The organism is Rhodococcus sp. P4_F3_2, from assembly GCF_056401335.1.
This window is the reverse complement of sequence record NZ_JBFUJN010000003.1, coordinates 190,964-215,834: the sequence shown is the minus strand read 5'-3', so window position 1 is coordinate 215,834 and position 24,871 is coordinate 190,964. Positions and strand designations below refer to the sequence as shown.

Sequence of the window (24,871 nt, the reverse complement as noted above, 5' to 3'; positions counted from 1 at the left end):
AACCACAGCGAGAAAGGTGTCGAGGTCGACCTATGACCATGACTGACCCCATCGCAGACTTCTTGACGCGTCTGCGCAACGCCAACACGGCGTACCACGATGAGGTGAAGCTTCCCCACTCGAAGATCAAGGCGAACATCGCCGAGATCCTCAAGCGCGAGGGCTACATCTCCGATTTCCGTACCGAAGACGCAGAGGTCGGCAAGACCCTCATCGTCGATCTGAAGTACGGTCCCAGCCGCGAGCGTAGCCTCGCCGGCGTGCGTCGCGTTTCCAAGCCCGGTCTCCGGGTTTACGCGAAGTCCACCAACCTGCCCAAGGTCCTCGGAGGCCTCGGCGTGGCCATCATCTCCACGTCGTCCGGTCTGCTCACCGATCGCCAGGCGGCCAATCAAGGAGTAGGCGGGGAAGTCCTCGCCTACGTCTGGTAAGGGAGGCCACCACAATGTCGCGTATTGGAAAGATTCCGGTCACCGTCCCCGCGGGCGTTGACGTCACGATCAGCGGCCAGGATGTCACCGTCAAGGGTCCCAAGGGCACCCTCGCGCTGACCATCTCCGAGCCCATCGCAATCGAAAAGGCAGAGGACGGCTCGCTGAGCGTCACGCGCCCCGACGACGAGCGTCGTAGCCGCGCGCTGCACGGTCTGTCGCGGACCCTGGTTGCGAACATCATCACCGGTGTCACCGAGGGTTACACGAAGAAGATGGAGATCCACGGTGTTGGTTACCGTGTGGCACTGAAGGGCAAGGACCTCGAGTTCGCGCTCGGCTTCAGCCACCCGGTGCCGATCGAGGCTCCTGAAGGCATCACCTTCGTCGTCGAGTCGCCCACCCGGTTCTCGGTGTCCGGCATCGACAAGCAGAAGGTCGGGCAGATCTCGGCCAACATCCGTCGTCTCCGTCGTCCGGACCCGTACAAGGGTAAGGGCGTGCGTTACGAGGGTGAGCAGATCCGCCGCAAGGTCGGAAAGACGGGTAAGTGATATGAGCCAGACTGCAAACCAGAAAGCCAAGCGGATTCCGCTGGGCAAGGATGCGTCCACCAAGCGTCGTCTCTCGAAGACGCGTCGTCACTTCCGTCTCCGCAAGAAGGTCTCCGGCACGCCCGAGCGTCCCCGCTTGGTCGTCAACCGGTCCTCGCGCCACATCCACGTCCAGCTCGTGGACGACCTGGCCGGCCACACCCTGGCCTCCGCGTCGACCATCGAAGCAGACGTGCGCGTGGCAGAAGGCGACAAGAAGGCTGCGAGCGCGAAGGTCGGTCAGCTGATCGCCGAGCGCGCCAAGGCTGCCGGCGTGGAAGCAGTTGTCTTCGACCACGGCGGACACGGCTACCACGGTCGCATCGCGGCCCTGGCAGACGCGGCTCGCGAAGGCGGGTTGAAGTTCTGATGACCAACATTTTCAACGGAAGGACAGCCTGATGCCGGGACGTCAAAGGCGTGACGGCGGAAGCGGACCCGCCGGACAGAATGGCCCCAACAGCGGTGACAACAGCAACGCTCGTGGGGACAACCGTGGTGGCGGCCGTGACCGTCGCGACGGTGGCCGTGGCGGAAACGCTGCGGAGAAGTCACAGTTCATCGAGCGCGTTGTCACGATCAACCGCGTTTCCAAGGTCGTCAAGGGTGGTCGTCGCTTCAGCTTCACCGCTCTGGTGATCGTCGGAGACGGCAACGGACTGGTCGGCGTCGGCTACGGAAAGGCCAAGGAAGTTCCCGCGGCCATCCAGAAGGGTGTCGAGGAGGCTCGCAAGAGCTTCTTCCGCGTCCCGATGATCGCCAACACCATCACTCACCCCGTTCAGGGTGAGGCTGCTGCCGGCATCGTCATGCTTCGCCCGGCAAGCCCCGGTACCGGTGTTATCGCCGGTGGCGCTGTGCGCGCCGTGCTGGAGTGCGCTGGTATCGCGGACATCCTGTCGAAGTCGCTCGGTAGCGACAACGCGATCAACGTCGTGCATGCGACCGTTGCTGCGCTCAAGGGTCTGCAGCGTCCCGAGGAAGTTGCGGCTCGCCGCGGCCTCACCCTCGAAGAGGTTGCACCCGCCGGCATGCTTCGCGCTCGCGCACAGGCTGCTGGGAGTGTGAAGTAATGGCAGATCTCAAGGTCACTCAGATCAAGAGCATCATCGGGACCAAGCAGAACCAGAAGGATTCTCTGCGCACGCTCGGTCTCAAGGGCATCCGTCAGACCGTTGTTCGTGAGGACAACGCACAGAACCGCGGTCTGATCAACGTGGTGCGCCACCTCGTAACAGTTGAGGAGGTCTAACCATGACCATCAAACTGCACCACCTGCGCCCCGCTCCGGGATCCAAGTCCAACAAGATTCGTGTTGGACGCGGTGAGGGCGGCAAGCGTGGTAAGACCGCAGGTCGCGGTACCAAGGGCACCAAGGCACGTAACACCGTGCGCGTGGGCTTCGAGGGTGGACAGATGCCGCTTCACATGCGTCTGCCCAAGCTCAAGGGCTTCACGAACCCGTTCCGCACCGAGTACCAGGTCGTCAATGTCGGCGACATCGCCCGTCTGTTCCCCGAAGGTGGAGCAATCACGGTCGAGGATCTCGTTGCCAAGGGCGCAGTCCGCAAGAACCAGCTCGTCAAGGTTCTGGGCGACGGCGAACTGACAGTTGCCGTTCAGGTGACCGCCGACAAGTTCACCGGTTCTGCCAAGGAAAAGATTGCTGCTGCCGGTGGTTCCGCCACCGAGCTGTGAGTAATCACGCGTAGCTAGTCCGATGGCCGCAGCGCAGCGTTTGCTGCGCTGCGGCCATCGGCGTCTACCAGGTCTTGTCACAGATTGGTCGTGCATGCCTCGGATGGGCCAGTATTCTGGTCACCGAGTGGCAAATGTATCTTCGGCTTACCCGGTTTTCGTGGTCTGCCCGCTTAGTTCCCAAATGCTCACTGTTAGAGTTCAAAAGTTCGACAGGTCAAACGATCTGTCTCCCTACCGTCGTGCCAGGAGGATCTTTGCTTTCCGCCTTCGTCTCGGCCCTCAGGACCCCAGACCTGAGGCGGAAGATCCTCTTCACCCTCGGCTTGGTGGCTCTGTATCGGGTCGGCGCTCTCATTCCGTCCCCAGGTGTCGACTACGGCCGCGTGCGTCAGTGCATCGATATCGCCAACTCCGGTGACTCAGCAGGTATCTACTCGCTGATCAACCTGTTCTCCGGTGGCGCTCTGCTGCAGATGTCGATCTTTGCGATCGGCATCATGCCGTACATCACGGCAAGCATCATCGTGCAGCTGCTGACCGTGGTGATCCCGAAGTTCGAGGAACTTCGAAAAGAAGGCCAGTCCGGTCAGGCCAAGATGACGCAGTACACGCGTTACCTGTCCATCGCTCTGGCAATCCTGCAGTCGACCGGCATCGTCGCTCTTGCGGCACGCGGACAGTTGCTCCAGGGCTGTGACGACATCATCGCCGACAAGTCGATCTTCGGTCTTGCCATCATCGTGCTGGTCATGACTGCCGGTGCTGCCATGGTCATGTGGTTCGGCGAGGTCATCACCGAACGTGGCGTCGGTAACGGTATGTCGCTCCTCATCTTCGCCGGTATCGCATCGCGTATCCCGAGCGAGGGCAAGTCGATTCTCGACAGCCGCGGTCCACTGGTCTTCGCCTTCGTCTGCCTCGCAGCGCTGTTGATCATCGCCGGTGTCGTCTTCGTCGAGCAGGGTCAGCGCCGGATCCCGGTTCAGTACGCAAAGCGGATGGTCGGACGCAAGATGTACGGCGGATCCTCGACGTACCTGCCTCTGAAGGTGAACCAGGCCGGCGTCATCCCGGTGATCTTCGCGTCTTCACTGCTGTACCTCCCGAACTTGATCGCACAGCTGACTTCGGCCAGTACAGCGGTCGACCCCAGTTGGTGGCAGCGCCTCATCAACACCTACCTGGTGAACCCGGCCAACCCGGTGTACATCGCGATCTACTTCGGCCTGATCGTCTTCTTCACGTACTTCTACGTCGCCATCACCTTCAATCCCGAAGAGCGCGCCGACGAGATGAAGAAGTTCGGCGGCTTCATCCCCGGTATCCGACCAGGTCAGCCGACCGCGGACTACCTCAACTACGTGCTGAGTCGCATCACCCTTCCGGGTGCGATTTACCTCGGCACCATTGCTGTTCTGCCCAACCTGTTCCTCGACATCGGGAATGGCGGCGGCGCGCAGAACCTGCCGTTCGGTGGCACCGCGGTGCTGATCATGGTCAGCGTCGGCCTGGACACCGTGAAGCAGATCGAGAGTCAGCTAATGCAGCGTAACTATGAAGGGTTCCTCAAGTGAGACTTGTCCTCCTTGGTCCTCCCGGTGCCGGCAAGGGCACCCAGGCCGCTATCTTGTCCGAGAAGTTCGGCGTTCCCCATATCTCCACGGGTGATCTCTTCCGCGCGAACATCGGTCAGGCCACCGCTCTCGGTGTGGAAGCAAAGAAGTACATCGACGCCGGCGAACTCGTACCGAGTTCGATCACCAACGACATGGTGAAGGCTCGCGTCGCAGAACCTGACGCAGCAAACGGTTTCCTTCTCGACGGATTTCCGCGCTCGGTCGAACAGGCTCAGGCACTCGAGGGAATCTTGAAGGATCTCGACACCAAGCTCGACGGTGTCCTCTCTTTTGTTGTCGACGAGGACATCGTGGTCGAGCGCATGCTCGCCCGCGGTCGTGCAGACGACACCGAGGACGTCATCCGCAACCGACTCCGGGTCTACCGCGACGAGACGTCACCGCTGTTCGATTACTACAAGGACAGCATCGTCTCCGTCGACGCGATCGGCGAGGTCGAAGAGGTCAACGCACGCGCACTGGCAGCGTTGGGTAAGTAATGGTCTTCGGGCGTAAACGCAAGGTTGTTCCGTTCCGCTCCGCGGGCGAACTCGACGCGATGGCTGCTGCCGGCGCGATCGTGGGTTCGGCGCTGGTGGCGGTGCGCGCTGCGGCAAAGCCCGGTGTCAGCACTTTGGAATTGAACGCGGTCGCAGAATCGGTCATTCGTGACGCCGGCGCCGTGCCCTCGTTCCTCGGGTACCACGGCTTCACCGGTTCGATCTGCTCTTCGGTCAACGATCGCGTCGTTCACGGGATCCCTTCAGCTCAGGACATCCTGGCTGAAGGCGACCTCGTTTCCATCGACTGTGGCGCGATCCTCGACGGTTGGCACGGTGACTCTGCCTGGACGTTCGGTGTCGGTGAGATCAGCGTCGCCGATCAGGAACTCAGCGAAGCCACTCGGCTTTCGATGGAAGCCGGGATCGCGGCGATGATCGCCGGTAACCGTCTGACGGATGTTTCGCACGCGATCGAGGTCGGTACTCATGCCGCCGAGAAGTTGCACGGTCGTTCCTACGGCATCGTCGACGGATACGGTGGACACGGAATCGGTCGGGAAATGCACATGGATCCGTTCCTCGCCAATGAAGGCGCCCCGGGTAAGGGTCCTGAACTGGTTGTCGGATCGTGCCTCGCGATCGAGCCGATGCTCACGCTCGGCACCACCGACACGGTGATTCTCGACGACGACTGGACCGTTGTGACGACCGACGGGTCCCGTGCGGCGCACTGGGAACACACTGTCGCTGTGACCGAGGACGGTCCGCGGATTCTGACACTCCGGCCGGAGTAGTTGACGCCGTCGCTGACAAGTGTTGGCAGCGAGCATGATTCACGTTCGAGAAGTCCCAGCCTCATGTCGAGGCTGGGACTTTTTCGATGGGGGAGCGGTGTGCGTCGTCACCCTGACCGGAGGCGCATTTGGCCTGGTCGTTTACATCGCGTAACATGGCTAGGCGGTGCGCTATGCGCGTCGATAGTTCGTGTGCCTACGCCCGGATCGCTCCGGGATCGGGCCCCCGAAGTGCCGACGATCTTTCCATTGCGTGCCAATGTAACGGAAGCCGATGCACGAAGCATGCCAAACCAAACGGATCGCGGAGGATATGGCTAAGAAAGACGGGGCCATCGAGGTCGAAGGACGAGTAGTCGAGCCGCTGCCCAATGCGATGTTCCGCATTGAGCTCGAGAATGGCCACAAGGTCCTCGCCCACATCAGCGGAAAGATGCGTCAGCACTACATTCGCATCCTCCCGGAAGATCGCGTTGTCGTGGAGCTCTCGCCCTACGATTTGTCGCGCGGACGCATCGTTTACCGCTACAAGTAACGAACTTCCCGGACCTGACCTGGGTCAGGGAGAAGTATGTCTGCCGCGGTTCATCGCGGCGGGCTGCGACAAAACAGGAGATCAGAAGACGTGAAGGTTCAGCCGAGCGTCAAGAAGATCTGCGAGAAGTGCAAAGTGATTCGCCGTAACGGTCGAGTCATGGTGATCTGCGAGAACCTGCGTCACAAGCAGCGTCAGGGCTAGATCTAGCTTTTCGAAGATCTGCTTGGCAACAAGCAAAGAAGACCTCCCAGTACCAGCCATTGTTGACGAGACCCCACGCGATCGTTCACCGATCGCCAAGGTCGGACAATGGTTCACCCCCGGCACGGAGGCCGGGGCCCCACTGAGTTAGTTGATGAGATCATCTGCGCCTTCGGGCGTCGGTACTCGGCAAGAGGCACAGGGGAAGGGCTGGGAGCAGACCTCCGCACACCGATAAGGAAATGCCACCATGGCACGTCTCTCTGGTGTTGATCTTCCTCGCGAAAAGCGTATGGAGATCGCACTGACATACATCTACGGCATCGGCCGTACCCGCTCCAAGGAAATCCTTGACGCCACCGGCGTCAGCCCGGATCTCCGGAGCAAGGACCTCTCGGACGAGGACCTGGCAAAGCTCCGCGAGTACATCGAGGAGTCGCTCAAGGTCGAGGGTGACCTTCGCCGCGAGGTTCAGGCCGACATCCGTCGCAAGATCGAGATCGGCTGCTACCAGGGCCTGCGCCACCGTCGTGGTCTGCCCGTGCGTGGTCAGCGCACCAAGACCAACGCCCGTACCCGTAAGGGTCCGAAGCGCACCATTGCCGGCAAGAAGAAGGCGAAGTAATGCCCCCGAAGTCACGTAGCACCGGTCCGAAGAAGACCCAGAAGACGCGTCGCAGGGATAAGAAGAACATCCCGCACGGCGCCGCTCACATCAAGAGCACCTTCAACAACACCATCGTGTCCATCACGGACCCCGCCGGAAATGTCATTTCCTGGGCGTCTTCGGGACACGTCGGCTTCAAGGGTTCGCGTAAGTCGACTCCCTTCGCCGCTCAGCTTGCTGCTGAGAGCGCTGCCCGTAAGGCGCAGGAGCACGGTGTCAAGAAGGTTGACGTCTTCGTCAAGGGACCGGGATCCGGTCGCGAGACCGCAATCCGTTCCCTCCAGGCTGCTGGCCTCGAGGTCGGCACCATTTCCGATGTAACCCCCCAGCCGCACAACGGCTGCCGTCCGCCCAAGCGGCGTCGGGTATAGCGGGAAGGATAGGTAGAAGAAAATGGCACGTTATACCGGACCCATCACCCGCAAGTCGCGTCGTCTGCGCGTCGACCTCGTTGGAGGCGACCAGGCATTCGAGCGTCGCCCGTACCCGCCCGGACAGCACGGCCGCGCGCGTATCAAGGAGAGCGAGTACCTGCTCCAGCTGCAGGAGAAGCAGAAGGCTCGCTTCACCTACGGCGTCATGGAGAAGCAGTTCCGCCTGTACTACAAGGAGGCGAACAACCGCCCCGGCAAGACCGGCGAGAACCTGCTTCGCATCCTCGAGTCGCGTCTCGACAACGTCGTGTACCGCGCAGGCCTCGCTCGCACGCGCCGTCAGGCACGTCAGCTGGTCACGCACGGTCACCTTCTCGTGAACAACAAGAAGGTCGACATCCCGAGCTACCGCGTCTCGCAGTACGACATCATCGATGTCAAGGAGAAGTCGCTCTCCACGCTTCCGTTCCAGGTTGCGCGTGAGACCGTCGGCGATCGCCCGGTTCCCGGTTGAGGAGTCTCCGGACTCCTCAACCACTCACAGGGCCGCAGGCCCTTTCCCATCGTGGGCGTCAAATAGTGGACGTCCGTACAGGAGGAAATACCAATGCTCATTTCTCAGCGACCCACGCTGACCGAAGAGGTCATCGCTGATAACCGCTCGAAGTTCGTCATCGAGCCCCTGGAGCCAGGTTTCGGGTACACGCTCGGCAATTCGCTGCGCCGCACGCTGCTCTCGTCGATCCCCGGCGCTGCTGTCACCAGCATCCGTATCGACGGCGTTCTCCACGAGTTCACCACCGTCCCGGGAGTGAAGGAAGATGTCACCGACATCATCCTGAACCTCAAGGGCCTCGTCGTGAACTCCGAAGAGGACGAGCCGGTCACCATGTACGTCCGCAAGCAGGGCCCCGGCGCTGTTACTGCAGGCGACATCGTGCCCCCGGCAGGCGTCACCGTGAACAACCCTGATCTGCACATCGCCACCCTGAACGACAAGGGAAAGCTGGAGATCGAGCTCGTTGTCGAGCGCGGTCGTGGCTACGTCCCCGCCGTCCAGAACAAGGCGTCCGGCGCAGAGATCGGCCGTATCCCGGTCGACTCGATCTACTCGCCGGTGCTCAAGGTCACCTACAAGGTGGAGGCCACTCGCGTCGAACAGCGCACCGACTTCGATCGGCTCGTTCTCGACGTGGAAACGAAGAACTCCATCACCGCACGGGACGCGCTCGCTTCGGCGGGCAAGACCCTGGTTGAGCTCTTCGGCCTGGCCCGTGAGCTGAACGTCGAAGCAGAAGGAATCGAGATCGGACCCTCGCCCGCCGAGGCCGATCACATCGCTTCCTTCGGACTCCCCATCGAGGATCTGGACCTCACGGTCCGCTCCTACAACTGCCTCAAGCGCGAAGGTGTTCACACCGTCGGTGAGCTTGTCGGCCGTACCGAGTCCGATCTGCTCGACATCCGCAACTTCGGACAGAAGTCCATCGACGAGGTCAAGGTCAAGCTGCATTCGCTCGGCCTGTCCCTCAAGGACAGCCCCGCATCCTTCGATCCCACCACCGTTGCCGGCTACGACGCCGCCACCGGAACGTGGAGTGACACTGATGCCGGTTCCTTCGGCGATGCCGAAGGTACCGAGGACTACGCCGAGACCGAACAGCTGTAGCAGCTCAGGTCCTTTACTAGGAGATCATCATGCCCAAGCCCAAGAAGGGTGCCCGCTTCGGCGGGTCGGCTTCCCACCAGAAGGCGATTTTCGCCAATCTGGCTACCGCGCTCTTCGAGCACGGTCGCATCACCACCACCGAGTCCAAGGCCAAGGCACTGCGCCCCTACGCCGAGAAGCTCGTCACGCACGCGAAGGCCGGCACGCTGGCTCACCGTCGTGAGGTGCTGAAGGTCATCCGCAACAAGGATGTCGTTCACACCCTGTTCGCCGAGATCGGCCCGTTCTACGCGGACCGTAACGGTGGATACACCCGCATCATCAAGACGATCCCCCGCAAGGGCGACAACGCTCCGATGGCAATCATCGAGCTCGTCAAGGAAAAGACCGTCACCTCCGAGGCTGACCGCGCTCGTCGCGTCAAGTCCTCGCAGGAAGCTCCCGCCGCAGAGAACGTCGTCGAGGCCGTAGAGGCCGACGCGACCGAGGCTGAGGTCGAGAACGCTGACGCAGTCGTCGAGGCCATCGAGGACGAGACCGCAACTGCGGCCGACGCTCCCGAGGCCGAAGAGGCCAAGAAGGACTAGTCCCCCTTGGTTTCGGCACACGCTGAATCGAACGAGCCCGCCGCCCCCATCGGGGACGGCGGGCTCGTTCGATTGCGGCTGGACATCTCCTACGACGGCACCGACTTCTCGGGCTGGGCCCGTCAAACCGATCTGCGCACCGTGTGCGGTGAGATCGAAGACAAGTTGGGAACGGTACTACGGCAACCGGTTCAGCTGACTGTTGCCGGTCGCACGGACGCCGGCGTTCACGCCACGGGGCAGGTAGCGCACGTCGACGTCCCGAGCGAGTTGCTCCCCGACGATCCGTCGCGACTCGTGCGCAGACTTGCACGCTTCCTGCCCAAGGACGTTCGGGTCAAACAGATCTCGGTGGTTCCGGGTGACTTCGATGCGCGCTTCTCGGCGATGCGACGCTACTACGAGTACCGGGTGACCAACGCGGCATTCGGAGTGGAACCCCTACGCGCGCGCGATACGGTGTCTTACCCCAAACCACTCGATCTCACAGCGATGCAAGAAGCGTCGAATCGGCTTCTGGGCCTGCACAACTTCGCGGCATTCTGCAAGCGTCGAGAAGGCGCTACGACGGTGCGGGAGCTGCAACGCTTCGACTGGGCGCAGGAGGGCACGGTGTTCACGGCGTACGTGAATGCCGATGCGTTCTGCTGGTCGATGGTCCGGAGTCTTGTCGGGGCAGTCCTCTCGGTCGGTGAGGGACGCCGCACCGCCGACTGGGTGGCAGGTTTGCTCGACGAAACGTCGCGGTCGAGTTCGATCCTCGTTGCGCCGGCGCACGGACTTTCGTTGGTTCGCGTGGACTACCCCGACTACTCGGAACTGGCTGCCCGCAACGCGATTACCCGTGAAACCCGCGAGATTCCGTCTTCGGGCGGGTGCTGCGGCGACTGACCGCCTCGATACAAAATGCCCTCCCACTCTGCGTGGGAGGGCATTTCACGTCGACGACTATCCCGCCAATTGGCGCGCGATGACCAGACGCTGAATCTGATTGGTGCCCTCGAAGATCTGCGTGATCTTGGCCTCGCGCATGTAGCGCTCGACGGGGAAGTCCTGGGTGTAGCCGTACCCGCCGAACACTTGAACGGCGTCGGTGGTGACCTTCATTGCTGCGTCGGTGGCAACGAGTTTGGCGACGCTGGCGTTGCGCGAGTACGGAACTCCGGCGTCGCGGCGGCGGGCTGCATCGAGGTAAGTGGCGCGAGCGGAGTCAACTGCGGCCGCCATGTCCGCGAGCACGAATCCGAGTCCCTGGTGATCGATGATCCGCTTGCCGAATGCCTTGCGCTCCTTCGCGTAGGCGACCGCGTCGTCGAGTGCGCCCTGAGCGATTCCGACGGCAACAGCAGCGATTCCGAGTCGGCCGGAGTCGAGCGCGCTGAAGGCGATCGGCAATCCCTGGCCGCGCTGACCGATCAACCGCTCGTCAGGGACGAAGGCGTCGTCGTAATTCGCGGATGCAGTGGGGACCGCGCGCAGTCCCATCTTCTCCTCGGGCTTGCCGAAGCTGAGGCCTTCGGTGTCCTTGTCCACCAGGAGGCAGGAGATGCCGCGAGAGCCGTCGTCACTGGTGCGGGCGAAGAGGTTGTAGAAGTCTGCCTTGCCGCCGTTGGTGATCCAGGCCTTCGAGCCGTTGATGCGGTAGCCACCGTCGGTGGCCGTCGCCTTGCACGACAATGCGGCGGCGTCGGATCCGGCCTGCGCTTCGGAAAGGCTGTATGCGCCGATGGTGTTGCCGCCCAGCATGTCCGGCAGCCAGCGGGCCTTCTGTTCGTCGGTGCCGAAGGTGAACAGTGGGAAGCACGAGAGGCTGTGCACGCTCACCGCCACTGCAACCGCTGCCCAGCGCGAGGCGATCTCTTCGAGGACTTGGAGGTACACCTCGTACGGCTGATCGCCGCCACCGAATTCCTCGGGATACGGAAGGCTCAGCAGGCCTGCCTGTCCGAGTGCGGGGAACACGCCTTCGGGATACTTCTCGGCCTTCTCGTATTCGTTGACCTTGGGCGCGAGTACCTTGTCCGCGACATCACGCGTCAGTTCGATGAGATCGCGAGCTTCTTGGCTGGGCATCAGGCGTTCGACGGGCACGGTCGGCTCCTAGCTAGGTAGTAGTACTGGGAACGATACTGCAGTACTGTCTTGCGTATGGCAAGGCTGGTTCACAAGACGACTGCGCGCAGGGCAGAGTTGTTCGATCAATTGGTCGAACTGTTCTTGAGCGAGGGTTTCGCCCACCTCACGCTCGACGAGATCTCAGCTCGTCTGCACTGCTCCAAGAGCACCTTGTACACCGTGGCGGCCGGCAAAGAGGATCTGGTGCGGGCTGTGACGGTGCACTTCTTCCGTGCGGCGACCGATGCGGTGGAGAGTGCCGTCGCTGCCGAGTCGACACCCACTCGTCGAGTTGCGGTGTATCTCGAAGCAGTCGGTGATCAGCTGACCGCGGCGTCCCGTCAATTCATGGAAGACCTGGCTGAATCGGTGTCGGCGAGTCAGGTTTACGAGAAGAACACGTCGATCGCCGCGGATCGTGTGCGAGCGCTCATCGTCGAGGGAGTGGATTCGGGCGCATTCCGGCGGGTACACGCGTCATTTGTCGCTGATGCGGCCGCAGCGACAATGGTTCGGATCCAGCAACGCGCGGTCTATCGGGCTACCGGGTTGGACGATGCCAGCGCGTATCGGGAACTGGCCGCACTCATCACGGACGGGATCACTGCGTGACGAGTCGCTAGCATCGACGTTCATGGCACCTTTGAAGGTCGAAGTCATCGTAGGTTCGGTCCGCGAGGGGCGAATAGGACGAGCAGTGGCGGATTGGTTTGTCGAGCGCGCAACCGCGAACCCGTCGTGGAACGTATCGGTGATCGACCTCAGAGAGCTGTCGTTGCCCCAGGATTTCTCGGATTCACCTGCCACGGAGGTTTTCCGCCAGCGAATCGGACGAGCCGATGCTGTTGTTGCTGTGACCTCCGAATACAACCACGGGTACCCGGCTGCCCTCAAGACCGCATTCGATTCCGTGAAACACGAGTGGCGTGCCAAGCCGATCGGATTCGTGTCCTACGGCGGGATTTCAGGTGGTGTTCGGGCCGTCGAACAACTGAGGCAAGTAGTGGCGGAGCTGCACATGGTCTCGGTGCGTCAAAGCGTGACCATTCACCGGGTACGCAAGCAATTCGGACACGAGCCGTACGGCGTCGATTCGATTGCGATCGATGCCAGCGAGAAGATGATTCGTGAATTGCATTGGTGGGGGAGTGGATTGCGGATGCAGCGTGCGAGTGATCCCTATCCTGGCTGATCTTGGACATCCGCGATCACGCCATCTGGTGAGCGTCGCCGGCTCGAGGACGGCCGATGAACGAGGTCTCGGAAGCAATGGTTACCAGAGTCAGTTCGACGCGCGTGCGGCCGGTTTCGACTGTGATCTTGTCACCGAGTGCGAATGGCTGGACTATCGATATTTCAGGGTCGATCCGAGGCCATTGGCGTGGATGTCCGTACACGTAGATCGCGGTCACGCCGGCACGCGGCGGTAACCCCTCGACTCCGTCGAACACGACCGTGTTGAAAGCGCCCTCGAGCCCACCACCCTGCCCGGACACGCGGAGTCGGTCAGGCACTCCCATGGAGTCGGTGAGCGCGGTCCATGCTTCCGGTCGATCGGTGTGGATGAGTACCAGTGCGCCGGTCGCGATGGCTCGAAAGATCAATTGCTGAGCCAGATAGAGTTCGCCGGCGACAAGAACGGTGTTGACGCCCGACCCCGAAATTCTGGCCGCGACACCGTGCCCGTTTCGGTCCGAGCCGATGAGCTGGCCGCACCCGGCAAGAGGTAGAGCGAGTGAGTCGAGTGTGCCCCCGTCCATGCGAATGTGCGGCGTGATGCGGTCCAGCGCGGCCAATGCGGTTGGCAGGTTGGTCAGCAATCCGTCGCGCTGGCGCCCACGTAGCGAGACCAAACCGGCCAGCGGTGCGTTCTCAGGTGGATTGCGCGTGGTGAAGCGACATGTCGCACTGACCCTCGCCTCTCCGCGTTCGCCCGTGGGGCGCAACCGAATTGTCACGGACGTCCCGACCGTTGCCACTGCCCATACTCGGGTCAGGGTCGAGTTGGTGATGAAACGGGGTTCGATTCCGTATCCGACGTTGGACACACCAGGCAAGGGGGTACTTCGCCACGTTTCGGTGACCTCGTGGCTGGCGACTCCTCTTGTGACCTGGGCAGTGGACGACGCGATCTCCGGTGCGGTGAGGATCCGCGCCTTGCATCCCGCTGAATCGAGCACCCGGATGACACGATTGGCGGCAACAGCGATCGCGCGGCCCGCGCCCTGTTCGCCCCCGCCTCGGCGTTCGACTGCTGCACGACCCTCCAAAGCGTCGAAACGTAGTGCAAGCCAAACACTTCTGGTGGCGGTGGCTGGTAGTGGCCCGATGAGACGTTCGTAGACTTCGGTGGCCGGCGTTCCTGATGCGGCGCGGTATCCATGACTGACAATGTCGATGCCGGTGAGTGAGATGTCGTGCTGATACAGACAATTGACCAGGGCTGCCGTGGGCAGAAGGTGGGAAGCGTCGAATGAATGGCGCCCGATCCTGGTCAGGTAGTCGCGTGGGGGAGCGATCTCGACGACAGCGACGAGTGAAGATCCGTCCACTCGGAGCCCGATCGACTGTTCGGAGGGAGTGTGAAAACTGACGATCGTGCTGCCGTCGGCGTCCTTGCGGCGCAAATAGCGAAAGTACTTGACAATCCAGGACATTACCGACCAACCGCCCACATGGAGGAGCATTGATCCGGCAACCACACAACCGATTGCCAGCGCCCAGAGCCAATCCAGCCCACTGGCCATCGCGATTCCGCCTGCACTGATTCCGAGAATCTGTGCCGACACGAATTCGTGCGTCGAAATCCTGTGTGACGACGGCCAATGCTTCAACCGCGATCGGTCCACGGTTCCTCCCCGATACCTGACCTGCGAACTACCCGAAAATTTCCGCCCCAGCCAAACTGTACTGTGTCTTCGCAAGGGGATGTAAGGCACGGGGGGAATGATGGCTGCAACACCTACCACGCGCTGGCAGGTCAATGGGTACCGATTCTTGGTCAGGCGGATGGAACATGCGCTGGTCAGACGAGACGTGCGGATGCTTCACGATCCGATGCGGTCACAGTCCCGCGCCTTCACCGTCGGAATAGTCCTCGCTGCACTGGGATTGGCGGGTTGCGCGGTACTCGCTCTGTTTCGACCACAGGACAAGATCGGCGATGCAGAAATCGTTGTTGCAAAGGAATCTGGCGCAATGTTCGTCGCCATGGAGGGTGCTTTTCGCCCTGTGCTGAACTTGGCCTCCGCCCGACTGATTCTGGGTTCGCCAGGAAAACCGGCAATAGTCAAGGCGTCTGAGGTCGAGGCGAAACCCCGGGGAGCACTCGTCGGCATTCCTGGCGCACCGTCCGCGCTGCCGGAATCAGCCGACCCGACCAACGCCTTGTGGACGGTATGCGACTCCGTCGGATCCGACGGGAGAAAATCGTTGACGACTTCGGTCCTGGTCGGCTCGTCCAATGTCGGTGAAAACACGACATATCTGACGAGGGACCGTGCATTCCTGGTGAAGTCGGGTTCCGATCACTTTCTCGTATACGACGGGAAGCGAGCGGAAATCGATGTGGACAATCCGGCGATCATGCGGGCTTTGGGGCTGGAAGGAGCACAGGCGCGACCGATCAGTGCCGGATTTCTCAATTCGATCCCCGAAGTTCCGCGCATCGAGGCTCCGCGAATCCGCGAACTGGGATCAGCGCCCCGGTTCCCGCTGCAGAACAAGACTGTCGGCTCCGTCGTTCAGGTTTCGGTGGGCGCGGACCTGCAGTACTACGTGGTGCTCGAGAACGGTATCCAGAAGGTCGGTGCGGCGCTCGCCCAACTGATCTACTTCTCGGATTCGCAGGGCGCCACCGGGATCGCGAGCGTCACCCCTGATGCCATCAGTCGTATTCCCTCGGTGAGGGAGCTGGCCGTCGACTCTTTGCCGCAGGTGGTTCCGGAGATCGTCGATGATCATGGCGCACCTGTCGGATGTCTGGAATGGGCTCCCTCACCTGCAGTCGACGGCGGCGAAAGTAGTTCTGCAACATTGAAACTCGTCGCTGGATTGCAGGTTCCGATCCCGGAGGGTGGCAAGTTGGTGTCCTTGGCGCAGGCGGACGGATCGGGCGACAATCTCGACAGCGTCCACGTCGAACAGGGCTTCGGCGGTTTTGTTCAAGCGACTGGAATCGAGACGAACAGCACCAGACACGACGGAGTGTTCTACGTAGCGGATACCGGTGTGAAATACGGAGTGCCGGACGAAACCTCTGCTCGCGCGCTCGGATTGACGCGAACGCCTGATCGTGCGCCTTGGCAGATGCTCGATCTACTTGCATCAGGTCCGGCGCTCGAGAAGAGCAATGCACTGATAGCTCACGACGGAGTCGCCCCCGATTCAACGCCGGCCGCTCCGGTGAACTGAACACCGTTGACGGTTCAGAGATCGACGTCCCGTCGTTCGGGAAGTCTCCGACGAATTACTCGACGAATGGGCATCGACGCCAATAGCGTCAGTAGGGCTAGGGTGCCGACCGTTCCGGCTCCGACGAGTGCCGCGTCGCGAGATCGGTTGTCGGGGGTCGGCGGCGTGGGTAGGGGATCGATCGTTACCGACTGATGATTGACCTTGACGCGTTCCCCCGGTGCCAATTCGCCCGTTACCGCGGCGAGTGGATCGATGACGCCGTGACCGACGTAGGGATTCCAACCCTGCGCCGGAGCGTGGGCGGTGGCTTCGATACGTTGCATGACCTGAGGTGCAGTCAGTTCCGGGTGAACCGACCGGACCAGCGCGGCGGTTGCCGCGACATAGGGCGCAGCGAAACTGGTCCCGTTGAACGACTGTACGGCGCCGTCGGAGCCGTAGACTCCGTTGGTCAGACCAGGCGACGTCGGGTGAAGTGAGATGATTCCGGTGCCGGGCGCCGCAACGTCGACCCATGGACCGCCGAGGCTGAAGGAGCTGGCGGTGCCATTGGGGTCGACCGACCCGACGGTGAGGACATAGTCGTCGTACCAGGCAGGACTGGCAATCGTCGTAACCGAGTTCCATGGATCGGCTTGTGGATCGAGGGGATCCGGCGGTGGATTCTGGTTCTTGCAACCTCCGGATCCGACGTTCCCTGCAGCAGCGACGACTACGGCGTTCTTCGCGATCGTGGCGTATTCGATTGCAGCGCCCAGTCGTTGGTCGTTGATCCCGTCGCCGGCAGGCTTGCAAGCGACCTCGGAGATGTTGATAACGCTTGCACCCAAGTCAGCAGCGTGACGTACGGCCAGTGCCATGGTGTCGACGTTTCCGTAGCCGGACGAATTCTCGGCTACGGCAGGGTCTTCGCGTTGGCCGGCCACCGAGAAAGCGGCACTGGACTGCCTGATCGAGATGATCTGTGCGTCCGGCGCAGCTCCGGAAAATCCGGAACCGTCGACCTGCTCGGCGGCGATGAGACCGGCGACGACTGTTCCGTGTGAGTCACAATCGTCGGTGCCGTCGGAGGTCCCGACATAGTCACCGCCGCCTTCGAGGGCCGGTAGCCGGGGATGTCTGCTGACGCCGGTGTCGATGACAGCAATTCGCTGCCCTGCCCCTCGGGTGATCGACCACACCGAATCGAATCCCAGATCCTGTTGAGAACGTGGAATATCCGCGCCGTCACCACCCGCTACGGCGGGGACGCACAGGGTTCGTTGTTCGGTGGGTTGGGGAGGTGTGGGTGGACCGTCCTCCGGCAGCATTGCAGGATCGATGGGGGAAGGAACCGCACTCGATGCGGCACCCGCCCCGGCGAGAACTGTGAAGACAACGATCACGAGTGCGGCACAGATGTTCGTCGCGCGTCGAATCACCATCGAGATCCGATCGCTCAGAGACCGCGCATGAGCGCGAAGAGCCCACTGACCCAGCAGATCAGCGGAACGATTGCTGCAATCGCAGCGAGGTCCAACAGTTCGGCCGCGCGTCGCATCACGGGGCTGAATGTGTTCTGGGGGGCGAGGATTCCCAGAATCAGTGACAGGAGGAGAACAGTCATCGTGATGGCGAAGACGACCAATGCATGGTCGCGATGGGTCCATGCCATGCCGCCCAGGAGAGCGAGAACCACCGAGATGCCTGCCGAGATGAGTGGGACCGCCTGATGTGCGCCCGCGTAGGTGCGCCCGCGAAACATCAGCACGACGGCCGTCGCGAATGCGAGAGCAAGGTTCGGCCAGACGATTCCCTGACCGGGCCAGGACCACGCGAGCGCGACTGCGGCAGTGAGCGCGACCACTGACGTGGCCACGATCAGTCCGGTCAGGTAGCTACGAGCCCGCCCTGCCCTTTCAGTCAACTCGGTCAGCCCGGGCAGTTCGGGCTCGGGCAGTCCGTCGCGATCGTCGTCGAGGGGATTACTCGGCGTCGGAACCGGGGGAAGTGGTAATCGCGCGAACAGCATCGACAGTCGAGCGGTGAACGTGAGAACGATCAATGCTGCGGCAATCACCGCGCTGCTGACGGTTGCGGTGCGCGCCTCGGGAAGCGTCGTCGCGACGGCGAAGGTGCCCACCGCAGCAAGGAGGACGACGAGAAGTGCGGTGAAGACGGCTAATCCGGCACCGCACAAGCGGAGGCAGATCAGACTCACCGCGGCTGCGAATGCCGAACCGAGAAGGAGATGAGCAGAAAGAACAGTGCCGGGTACGCAGAGTGCGCCGGAGACGAACGCCAGTGGCACCGCTGTGCATCCGAGCGTGATGGAGCTTGCAGTGTCTCCGTACACCCGCGCTGCCACGACGGCGGCGACGGTGAGCACCAAAGACGTCACTCCACCGCAGACAGCGCCGATCAGACCTGTATCGCCGAGGACCAGGGCGAGGGCCGCGACGAGCGCAGCGACGAGGGCGGCGGACGAGCCGACAATGCGCGCGGTGATTGGAGTCCACCGTCGGTAGATGTCTGCATCCGTCGCCGCGACGGTGTACATGATGTCGTCGAAGAGTGGGGGCGGGGCAGCGGTGTCCGCGGCCGCGAGTACGAGCAATTCCCCATCGCGGATTCCATGCTCGTGCAGCGACAGCGTCGGTGCCAGCGGTGCCCTGCCGACTTTCGACAGAGTCCAGTCGACGGGCTCGAATTGTTCGGCGCTGTGGTCGAACTCGTTGAAATTGCTGTGGTTGACAACTGTGTCCACAATGCCCGGAATGACCACCGCGAGTGGAACACGAAGAGGCACCGCAAGATCCACCTGCGAATGGGCTGAAAGTACCGTCAACCTGCACAGTTCGGCAGAATGGGTCGCGCGTCGTCCGTTTGCGGTGTGAGCAGCGCTGGTTTCAGTGGTGCTGGTCAAGATCTGTCCCCTCCTATGACGCGATTCCCCTGTCACGTCACCCCAGTTCACCCGAACAATACGACATGAACTGTGCGCCTGTGTCGGCGACAGCGCAGACAACAGGTGGCACCGACCCGAGTGTCGGTGTTGTGATCTACTCTCTTGCAATTGCGTGACTACGCCTTGGGGGGCGGGCCGGCGGTAGTCGGACGAGGCGCGTGGCGGCAACAGCTGCAGCACCGATGGGGGTGGGTGAATTGAGCACTGTCAGATTTGCGCGTCGAGCGCGCCGTGAATCGCCGCGTACACCGGGCGGCGAGGTGACGCTTCAGGCCCCACCGGAGATTCCTCGCGTCACGCCGGGAAACCTACTGACCAAACTACTTCCGGTGATCATGGTGGTTGCCATGATCGGCATGGTGGCGCTGATGTTCTCTTCCGGCATGGCGCGCAATCCGATGTCTCTGCTGTTTCCGGTCATGATGATGGTGTCGATGCTCGGGATGCTCGCCGGGGGCGGTCGTAGCGGTGGAGCACGAGCGTCCGAAGCGAACGAGGACCGCAAGGACTACCTGCGGTATCTGGATCAGATGCGCAGCGATGTTGCTGCGACGTCTGGTGCGCAGCGTGCTGCTCTCGAGTGGAGCAATCCCGAGCCGTCGCAGCTTTGGACACTGGCCGGGACTGTGCGGATGTGGGAACGTCAGATCACCGACTCGGACTACTGCCACGTTCGGGTCGGTCTGGGTACACAGCGATTGGCCACCAGGCTTGTATCTCCGGAGACGGGGCCGGTCGAGGATCTCGAACCCGTCGCTGCTGTCTCACTTCGGCGATTCGTCCGTGCGCATTCGGTTGTAAAAGACCTGCCGACCGCCGTCTCGCTTCGCGGATTTGCTGCGATGTCCATTGAGGGGCAGAGGGATTCCGCTCGAGCGCTCGTCCGCTCGATGTTGATGCAGCTGTGCACTTTCCACGGTCCGGACACCGTCCAAGTTGCAGTGGTGTGCGGTCCCGATACCGAAGCCGAGTGGGAGTGGGTCAAGTGGCTCCCACACGTGCAACACCCGGAATCTCAGGACGGCGCCGGCACTTCACGCATGGTGTTCGGTTCGTATCTCGAGTTCGAAAGTTCCCTCGGGGAAACGCTTTCGATGCGTGCTCGATTTGCTCGCAACACTCCAGCGAGTGCGGGCGTTCCGCATCTCGTGTTGGTCGTGGACGGTGGCTTGCTCGAAGGTGACACCGGCCTGTTGTCCGAAACCGGGCTCGACTCGGTGACCGTCCTCGACCTGTGCGGGTTCTGCCCGCGGCTGGCGGCGGCGCGTGGTTTGCGACTGGTCGTCGGTAGCGATCAGATCGGCGCGGTGAGCAGCGCAGGAGTCGAGAACTTTGCGACGCCTGACGCCGCGACGACGAGCCTGGCGCAGTCGTTCGGACGTCGCATCGCACCGTTCCGTTCGGCATCGCAGAACGCCGTGGACGCAACTGACGACGACCGATCCCTTCGGACCTGGAGCCAGATGTTGGGGATAGGAAATGTTGCGAGGTTCAATCCTGAGCATGGCTGGCTGCCACGTCAGGGGCGCGACCGACTCCGCGTGCCGATCGGTGTCGGACAAGATGGAAACCCTGTCGAACTGGATCTGAAGGAGTCGGCCGAGAACGGTATGGGTCCGCACGGGCTGTGTATCGGAGCCACCGGTTCTGGTAAGTCGGAGTTCCTGCGAACCTTGGTGCTCGGCCTGATCGCGACGCACTCACCCAACGCGCTGAACCTCGTACTGATCGACTTCAAAGGTGGTGCAACCTTTCTCGGCCTGGAGGAGGCGCCGCACGTTGCTGCGATCATCACCAACCTTGCCGAGGAATTGGCGATGGTCGATCGTATGAAGGACGCGCTCGCCGGCGAAATGAATCGTCGACAGGAGCTGCTGCGTGCGGCAGGAAACTTCGCAAACGTGTCTGACTACGAGAAGGCGAGGCTGGCCGGCGCTGCACTCGATCCGTTGCCTGCACTCTTCGTGGTTGTCGACGAGTTTTCCGAACTGCTCAGCCAACAGCCGGAATTTGCCGAATTGTTCGTGGCCATCGGGCGATTGGGCAGGTCACTTCATATTCACCTGCTGCTGGCCAGTCAGCGGCTCGACGAAGGAAAGCTTCGGGGTCTCGACAGCCATCTTTCGTATCGCGTCGGTTTGAAAACTTTCTCGGCGAACGAGTCTCGTTCCGTTCTCGGCGTTCCCGATGCTCATCACCTGCCGGGCACACCCGGTGCGGGATACCTGAAGTCCGATTCTGCTGAGATCGTTCGCTTCCAAGGTGCATACGTGTCAGGCCCGTACGAGGGTGAGCGGATAGCGCCCACTCGATTCTCGGTAGATTCCCCCGTCGAACTCGCGCCGCTGCCGTTTACCGCGACGCCCGTGGTCGGGCCAGAGGCTGTTGTCGTTCCCGTCGAGCCCGATGTCATCGACATGGGTGAAGTCGGTGACGATGCACGTACTCTCATGGGAGTCCTCGTCGACCGAATGCGCTCTCACGGTCCACGCGCGCACGAGGTGTGGCTACCGCCGCTCGAGGCATCCCCGACGCTTGACCAGTTGTTGCCGCGGTGGGCGGCCGGTGATCAACCTCGCGGAAATCTGAGCGCACCCTTCGGCGTAGTCGACAGGCCGTTCGATCAGCGCCGCGATCTTCTCGTCGCCGATCTGAACGGATCAACGGGCAACCTCGCGATCGTCGGCGGCCCGCAGTCGGGAAAGTCGACGGCCTTGCGCACGTTGATCTTGTCTCTGAGCATGACGCACACGCCGGAACAGATTCAGTTCTACTGCCTCGACTTCGGCGGTGGAACGCTCCTCGGATTGAAAGATCTGCCGCACGTCGGATCGGTGGCAAACCGCTTGGATTCCGACCGCGTCCGCCGCACGGTTGCCGAGGTACTCGGTGTGGTCGCGAAACGAGAGCGACTGTTTCGTGACCTCGGCATCGACTCCATGGCTGATTTCCGAGGATTGCGAACAGCTGATCCTGCCGGGGAAGGTGTGGCGGCGGGACTCCGAGATGACCCGTACGGTGACGTCTTCCTCGTCGTCGATGGTTGGCCCAGCGTTCGTTCGGATTTCGAATCACTCGAGCCTCAGATCAACATGCTCGCCGGTCAAGGTTTGTCCTTCGGTGTGCACGTGATCGTCACGACGTCGAGGTGGGCCGAGATCCGGCCGGCACTCAAGGATCAACTGGGTACTCGCATCGAACTTCGATTGGGTGATCCGGGAGATTCGGATGCGGGTCGCCAGAAAGCCAGCCTGGTGCCGGAAGGTCGACCGGGTCGTGGCATCACGCGCGACGGGCTTCACCTTCTCACCGGACTACCTCGAATCGGCGGTTCGCCCGGTAGTGAGAATTCCGGTGGGTCTGTGGCGTCGACGGTCGAACATATTGCAGCCATGTCGAATTCGCGCCCGGCGCCCACCGTGCGGATGCTTCCGGATTCGTACTCGCGGGCAGAACTTCTCGAAGCTGTCGGAACCCGGTGGCCCTCACCGAGTGCGGCCGACGGTCGGTGCCTCACCGTGCCGATCGGGCTCGGTGAGACCGACCTCGCCCCGGTGTACATGGACTTCCGGGAACACCCACACTTCTTGATATTCGGCGACACCGCGTGTGGCAAGACATCTCTTTTGCGCGGAATAGCGGAAGGGATCATCGCGTCGAACACACCGGCGCAGGCCAAGCTGATTATCGGTGACTATCGGCATTCCCTGCTGGGAGTGGTCGAAGGGAATCACCTCGGCGGTTACTCGGCGTCGTCGACGACCTTCGGTGAGTTGATGGTCGACTTGGCTCGGATCGTCGCCGCCAGAATGCCGAACGCCGAAACAACACAGCAGCAATTGCGGGAAAGGTCGTGGTGGAGTGGGCCGGAGATTTATGTACTGATCGACGACTACGACCTTGTGGCCACACCGAGTGGTAATCCGGTGGCGCCGTTGCTCGAGTACATTCCGCATTCCAAGGACATCGGTTTGCACCTGGTGATTGCCCGCCGTTCCGGTGGCGCGGCCAGAGCACTCTACGAGCCGGTCATTGCGAGAATTCGCGACATGGCACCGGCCGGATTGATCATGAGCGGAAGTCGCGACGAGGGAAATCTCGTCGGCACCGTCCGCGCGTCGGCATTGCCGGAAGGTCGTGGGGTCTACGTTTCTCGGTCGCAAACCCAACTTGTCCAAGTTCCGTGGATGCCACCGCTGTGACCGTTCCGTCCTTGGTGTCGGTCTCGCTACATTGGGGTGCATCCAATATCTGGGTCGTCTCGGGTCAACGCGAATTCTGTTGCAGTGCAGACCTCAGACGCGAACCGGCGTCGGGTCCCGGTACGACCGGAGAAAATGCGATCGATTACGTCGACGACGATTATGTCGACGTAGATGGTCGGATTGTCCCCACCGTCCTGGAGCTGGCCAGGCTGATCTCCAGTGCGATGGACGGGTGCGGAATCGTCGATGCAGACATCCTCTATCTCAGTCATCCCTCGGACTGGGGTGCCCCACGCAGGCGGCGATTGCTCGATGCCGCACGGCGAGTGGCGCACGACGTCGTCCTCGTTCCGACGTCGGTCGCGGCGGCGAGGTCGGCTCGTACAGCCTGGCGATCACGGTGTGTCGTCCTCGAACTGCGTGGCGGAATGGTGGTCGCTTCTGTTGTCGTTGAGGTCGACGGTGAACTCCGAATCGACGGGGCACAAAGCTCGGCGATCGCAGACGTTGCGGGGTTGTTTTCCGGAATCGGGGACTTGTCGGTTCGGGACGCTGTGGTGTTGGTCGGGCCGCGCTCCCATGCCGTTGCGGCTTCGCTCGAACGTGGGTCGACGAATGTCCACGGCCATGCGAGCATTCGAATTCTGGACGAGAGTCGGGTGGCGTCGTCTCTGGTGGATCCTCGGACGCTCGTTCGCCAGACAACTGCGCGGGACAGTTCCGGTCGAATCGTCGACAATTCAGCTTTTGGCGCCGGGTGGGTAGGCGATCCGGATGGCGCGATGTCGATTCCTTCCGTGGACTCGACTGCCACCTCGCCCCGTCGAGTCGGCGGGTGGCACGGAGGCCGTCGACGGTTCGCGGCGGCGCTTGCGGTGCTCGCCGTCGTCGCTGCTGTCGCGGCAACGGTCGTGGTGTCGACTCGCGACCGAGGCGATTCTCGGTTGGCGGACTCGGTCGCAGCTGCGGCGGAAGACAAAGTCGAGATCGTGGAGGCGTCGAAAGAGCAGGAAAAGCCTGCGCCGAAGACTTCGATTCCGTCGATCGAGTCCGGTGTCACGCCGGAACTCACGCGTGTGGAGGTGGGGAGCGTTGCAGCAGAGCTGCCTTCCGATTGGAAGCTTCTGTCACGAGGGACCTCGAGCGGGCGCACCGATTTGATACCCAGTTCCGGCGCTGATCGCAAGATCGTGGTCATCGAGAAACGTCTTGCGGAAGGTGCTGGATTCGATTCCGTCGAAGCCGCTTTGCGTCAGCAGTTTTCGGCGTTCGAGGACCCATTGCGGTTCGGAGAGTTTTCTGTGATCGACGATGCCGCAGGAAAACAGGCAGTGGTGTACGTCGAGTTTCCGGACGATTTCTCCGAGGTGCGTTGGCGCGTGTACGTCGACAACGGTCGGCAAGTGAGTATCGGCTGCCAGTATCTGGTCGGTGAGTGGGACAGTCTCGAAGCGGACTGCCTGCGGATGTGGCAGTCACTCGAATTCACGCCCTGACCGGATCGGTCGGTTCTG

25 protein-coding genes and 1 pseudogene are annotated in these 24,871 nt (G+C 62.0%); 22 read left to right on the top strand and 4 right to left on the bottom strand.

What is annotated here, in order from left to right:
- Nucleotides 1–32: 32 nt before the first annotated feature.
- The 17 genes and pseudogenes from rpsH to truA all read left to right on the top strand — a co-directional run bounded on the left by rpsH (nucleotide 33) and on the right by truA (nucleotide 10,565).
- A complete protein-coding gene (rpsH, locus tag AC1DWA_RS05050) occupies nucleotides 33–431 on the top strand; it encodes a 30S ribosomal protein S8 (RefSeq protein ID WP_003940873.1) in 399 nt (132 codons plus the stop codon).
- Nucleotides 432–445: 14 nt separating this feature from the next.
- Nucleotides 446–985 carry a 50S ribosomal protein L6 gene (gene rplF, locus AC1DWA_RS05045; RefSeq protein ID WP_003940970.1) on the top strand — a complete coding sequence of 180 codons (540 nt, stop codon included), beginning with the start codon at nucleotides 446–448 and terminating at the stop codon, nucleotides 983–985.
- 1 nt (nucleotide 986) lies between these two features.
- Nucleotides 987–1,394 (top strand): 50S ribosomal protein L18, encoded by a 408-nt coding sequence (rplR, locus tag AC1DWA_RS05040; RefSeq protein WP_003940996.1) that lies wholly within the window; start codon nucleotides 987–989, stop codon nucleotides 1,392–1,394.
- 31 nt (nucleotides 1,395–1,425) lie between these two features.
- Nucleotides 1,426–2,097: a 30S ribosomal protein S5 gene (rpsE, locus tag AC1DWA_RS05035; RefSeq protein ID WP_003940718.1), complete on the top strand. Its 672-nt coding sequence runs from the start codon at nucleotides 1,426–1,428 to the stop codon at nucleotides 2,095–2,097.
- Nucleotides 2,097–2,276 (top strand): 50S ribosomal protein L30, encoded by a 180-nt coding sequence (rpmD, locus tag AC1DWA_RS05030; RefSeq protein WP_003940751.1) that lies wholly within the window; start codon nucleotides 2,097–2,099, stop codon nucleotides 2,274–2,276. The genes rpsE and rpmD overlap by 1 nt, the downstream gene beginning before the upstream one ends.
- Nucleotides 2,277–2,278: 2 nt before the next feature.
- The gene (gene rplO, locus AC1DWA_RS05025) at nucleotides 2,279–2,722 is read left to right on the top strand and encodes a 50S ribosomal protein L15 (protein WP_477846108.1); all 444 of its coding nucleotides are present in this window, start codon (nucleotides 2,279–2,281) and stop codon (nucleotides 2,720–2,722) included.
- Nucleotides 2,723–2,979: 257 nt separating this feature from the next.
- Nucleotides 2,980–4,299, top strand: coding sequence for a preprotein translocase subunit SecY (gene secY, locus AC1DWA_RS05020; RefSeq protein ID WP_020906895.1), 1,320 nt, complete (start codon nucleotides 2,980–2,982; stop codon nucleotides 4,297–4,299).
- Nucleotides 4,296–4,841 (top strand): adenylate kinase, encoded by a 546-nt coding sequence (locus tag AC1DWA_RS05015; protein WP_003940868.1) that lies wholly within the window; start codon nucleotides 4,296–4,298, stop codon nucleotides 4,839–4,841. The genes secY and AC1DWA_RS05015 overlap by 4 nt, the downstream gene beginning before the upstream one ends.
- On the top strand, nucleotides 4,841–5,638 hold the full coding sequence (gene map, locus AC1DWA_RS05010) for a type I methionyl aminopeptidase (protein ID WP_003940806.1): 798 nt from the start codon (nucleotides 4,841–4,843) through the stop codon (nucleotides 5,636–5,638). Before AC1DWA_RS05015 ends, map begins: the two co-directional genes overlap by 1 nt.
- A gap of 313 nt (nucleotides 5,639–5,951) precedes the next feature.
- On the top strand, nucleotides 5,952–6,173 hold the full coding sequence (gene infA / locus AC1DWA_RS05005; protein ID WP_003418601.1) for a translation initiation factor IF-1: 222 nt from the start codon (nucleotides 5,952–5,954) through the stop codon (nucleotides 6,171–6,173).
- Between the two features lie 90 nt (nucleotides 6,174–6,263).
- Entirely contained in the window at nucleotides 6,264–6,377 is a 114-nt protein-coding gene (gene rpmJ / locus AC1DWA_RS05000; RefSeq protein ID WP_003938068.1) for a 50S ribosomal protein L36, read from the top strand.
- A 250-nt stretch (nucleotides 6,378–6,627) separates the two neighbouring features.
- Nucleotides 6,628–7,002, top strand: a complete 375-nt coding sequence (gene rpsM, locus AC1DWA_RS04995; RefSeq protein ID WP_003940834.1) for a 30S ribosomal protein S13 — start codon at nucleotides 6,628–6,630, stop codon at nucleotides 7,000–7,002.
- Nucleotides 7,002–7,415 (top strand): 30S ribosomal protein S11, encoded by a 414-nt coding sequence (rpsK, locus tag AC1DWA_RS04990; RefSeq protein WP_003940683.1) that lies wholly within the window; start codon nucleotides 7,002–7,004, stop codon nucleotides 7,413–7,415. The genes rpsM and rpsK overlap by 1 nt, the downstream gene beginning before the upstream one ends.
- 22 nt (nucleotides 7,416–7,437) lie before the next feature.
- A pseudogene (gene rpsD, locus AC1DWA_RS04985) lies at nucleotides 7,438–7,926 on the top strand (30S ribosomal protein S4); the annotation flags it as partial.
- A 99-nt stretch (nucleotides 7,927–8,025) separates the two neighbouring features.
- The gene (locus tag AC1DWA_RS04980; RefSeq protein ID WP_003941016.1) at nucleotides 8,026–9,087 is read left to right on the top strand and encodes a DNA-directed RNA polymerase subunit alpha; all 1,062 of its coding nucleotides are present in this window, start codon (nucleotides 8,026–8,028) and stop codon (nucleotides 9,085–9,087) included.
- 29 nt (nucleotides 9,088–9,116) lie between these two features.
- Complete coding sequence (gene rplQ, locus AC1DWA_RS04975) at nucleotides 9,117–9,674, top strand: 50S ribosomal protein L17 (RefSeq protein ID WP_020906897.1); 558 nt, start codon at nucleotides 9,117–9,119, stop codon at nucleotides 9,672–9,674.
- Between the two features lie 6 nt (nucleotides 9,675–9,680).
- Nucleotides 9,681–10,565 (top strand): tRNA pseudouridine(38-40) synthase TruA, encoded by an 885-nt coding sequence (gene truA, locus AC1DWA_RS04970; RefSeq protein ID WP_020969044.1) that lies wholly within the window; start codon nucleotides 9,681–9,683, stop codon nucleotides 10,563–10,565.
- A 57-nt stretch (nucleotides 10,566–10,622) separates the two neighbouring features.
- Here the strand turns inward: truA and AC1DWA_RS04965 are convergent, their stop codons facing one another.
- Nucleotides 10,623–11,765, bottom strand: a complete 1,143-nt coding sequence (locus tag AC1DWA_RS04965; protein ID WP_020906899.1) for an acyl-CoA dehydrogenase family protein — start codon at nucleotides 11,763–11,765, stop codon at nucleotides 10,623–10,625.
- A gap of 57 nt (nucleotides 11,766–11,822) precedes the next feature.
- On the opposite strand from AC1DWA_RS04965, the gene AC1DWA_RS04960 reads away from it, so the two are divergent.
- Complete coding sequence (locus AC1DWA_RS04960) at nucleotides 11,823–12,401, top strand: TetR/AcrR family transcriptional regulator (protein ID WP_020969046.1); 579 nt, start codon at nucleotides 11,823–11,825, stop codon at nucleotides 12,399–12,401.
- Between the two features lie 22 nt (nucleotides 12,402–12,423).
- Nucleotides 12,424–12,981: an NADPH-dependent FMN reductase gene (locus AC1DWA_RS04955; RefSeq protein ID WP_020906901.1), complete on the top strand. Its 558-nt coding sequence runs from the start codon at nucleotides 12,424–12,426 to the stop codon at nucleotides 12,979–12,981.
- A 16-nt stretch (nucleotides 12,982–12,997) separates the two neighbouring features.
- Here AC1DWA_RS04955 and eccE read toward each other — a convergent pair whose 3' ends face one another.
- Entirely contained in the window at nucleotides 12,998–14,638 is a 1,641-nt protein-coding gene (gene eccE / locus AC1DWA_RS04950; RefSeq protein WP_060938796.1) for a type VII secretion protein EccE, read from the bottom strand.
- 97 nt (nucleotides 14,639–14,735) lie between these two features.
- On the opposite strand from eccE, the gene eccB reads away from it, so the two are divergent.
- Nucleotides 14,736–16,202 (top strand): type VII secretion protein EccB, encoded by a 1,467-nt coding sequence (gene eccB, locus AC1DWA_RS04945; RefSeq protein WP_477846106.1) that lies wholly within the window; start codon nucleotides 14,736–14,738, stop codon nucleotides 16,200–16,202.
- Nucleotides 16,203–16,216: 14 nt separating this feature from the next.
- Here the strand turns inward: eccB and mycP are convergent, their stop codons facing one another.
- Nucleotides 16,217–17,629 carry a type VII secretion-associated serine protease mycosin gene (gene mycP, locus AC1DWA_RS04940; protein WP_198931656.1) on the bottom strand — a complete coding sequence of 471 codons (1,413 nt, stop codon included), beginning with the start codon at nucleotides 17,627–17,629 and terminating at the stop codon, nucleotides 16,217–16,219.
- 14 nt (nucleotides 17,630–17,643) lie between these two features.
- Nucleotides 17,644–19,110: a type VII secretion integral membrane protein EccD gene (eccD, locus tag AC1DWA_RS04935; protein ID WP_477846105.1), complete on the bottom strand. Its 1,467-nt coding sequence runs from the start codon at nucleotides 19,108–19,110 to the stop codon at nucleotides 17,644–17,646.
- 224 nt (nucleotides 19,111–19,334) lie between these two features.
- On the opposite strand from eccD, the gene eccCa reads away from it, so the two are divergent.
- Together eccCa and AC1DWA_RS04925 are read left to right on the top strand one after the other, a co-directional pair.
- The gene (gene eccCa / locus AC1DWA_RS04930) at nucleotides 19,335–23,354 is read left to right on the top strand and encodes a type VII secretion protein EccCa (protein WP_477846121.1); all 4,020 of its coding nucleotides are present in this window, start codon (nucleotides 19,335–19,337) and stop codon (nucleotides 23,352–23,354) included.
- Nucleotides 23,351–24,853 carry a type VII secretion-associated protein gene (locus tag AC1DWA_RS04925; RefSeq protein ID WP_070796259.1) on the top strand — a complete coding sequence of 501 codons (1,503 nt, stop codon included), beginning with the start codon at nucleotides 23,351–23,353 and terminating at the stop codon, nucleotides 24,851–24,853. The genes eccCa and AC1DWA_RS04925 overlap by 4 nt, the downstream gene beginning before the upstream one ends.
- Nucleotides 24,854–24,871: the final 18 nt, after the last annotated feature.

What these genes read in the sequence shown, in the direction of transcription:
- rpsH (WP_003940873.1), top strand. Translation starts at nt 33, where the DNA reads ATGACCATGACTGACCCCATCGCAGACTTCTTGACGCGTCTGCGCAAC.
- rplF (WP_003940970.1), top strand. Translation starts at nt 446, where the DNA reads ATGTCGCGTATTGGAAAGATTCCGGTCACCGTCCCCGCGGGCGTTGAC.
- rplR (WP_003940996.1), top strand. Translation starts at nt 987, where the DNA reads ATGAGCCAGACTGCAAACCAGAAAGCCAAGCGGATTCCGCTGGGCAAG.
- rpsE (WP_003940718.1), top strand. Translation starts at nt 1,426, where the DNA reads ATGCCGGGACGTCAAAGGCGTGACGGCGGAAGCGGACCCGCCGGACAG.
- rpmD (WP_003940751.1), top strand. Translation starts at nt 2,097, where the DNA reads ATGGCAGATCTCAAGGTCACTCAGATCAAGAGCATCATCGGGACCAAG.
- rplO (WP_477846108.1), top strand. Translation starts at nt 2,279, where the DNA reads ATGACCATCAAACTGCACCACCTGCGCCCCGCTCCGGGATCCAAGTCC.
- map (WP_003940806.1), top strand. Translation starts at nt 4,841, where the DNA reads ATGGTCTTCGGGCGTAAACGCAAGGTTGTTCCGTTCCGCTCCGCGGGC.
- infA (WP_003418601.1), top strand. Translation starts at nt 5,952, where the DNA reads ATGGCTAAGAAAGACGGGGCCATCGAGGTCGAAGGACGAGTAGTCGAG.
- rpsM (WP_003940834.1), top strand. Translation starts at nt 6,628, where the DNA reads ATGGCACGTCTCTCTGGTGTTGATCTTCCTCGCGAAAAGCGTATGGAG.
- rpsK (WP_003940683.1), top strand. Translation starts at nt 7,002, where the DNA reads ATGCCCCCGAAGTCACGTAGCACCGGTCCGAAGAAGACCCAGAAGACG.
- AC1DWA_RS04980 (WP_003941016.1), top strand. Translation starts at nt 8,026, where the DNA reads ATGCTCATTTCTCAGCGACCCACGCTGACCGAAGAGGTCATCGCTGAT.
- rplQ (WP_020906897.1), top strand. Translation starts at nt 9,117, where the DNA reads ATGCCCAAGCCCAAGAAGGGTGCCCGCTTCGGCGGGTCGGCTTCCCAC.
- AC1DWA_RS04960 (WP_020969046.1), top strand. Translation starts at nt 11,823, where the DNA reads ATGGCAAGGCTGGTTCACAAGACGACTGCGCGCAGGGCAGAGTTGTTC.
- AC1DWA_RS04955 (WP_020906901.1), top strand. Translation starts at nt 12,424, where the DNA reads ATGGCACCTTTGAAGGTCGAAGTCATCGTAGGTTCGGTCCGCGAGGGG.
- eccB (WP_477846106.1), top strand. Translation starts at nt 14,736, where the DNA reads ATGATGGCTGCAACACCTACCACGCGCTGGCAGGTCAATGGGTACCGA.
- mycP (WP_198931656.1), bottom strand. Translation starts at nt 17,629, where the DNA reads ATGGTGATTCGACGCGCGACGAACATCTGTGCCGCACTCGTGATCGTT.
- eccCa (WP_477846121.1), top strand. Translation starts at nt 19,335, where the DNA reads ATGGGGGTGGGTGAATTGAGCACTGTCAGATTTGCGCGTCGAGCGCGC.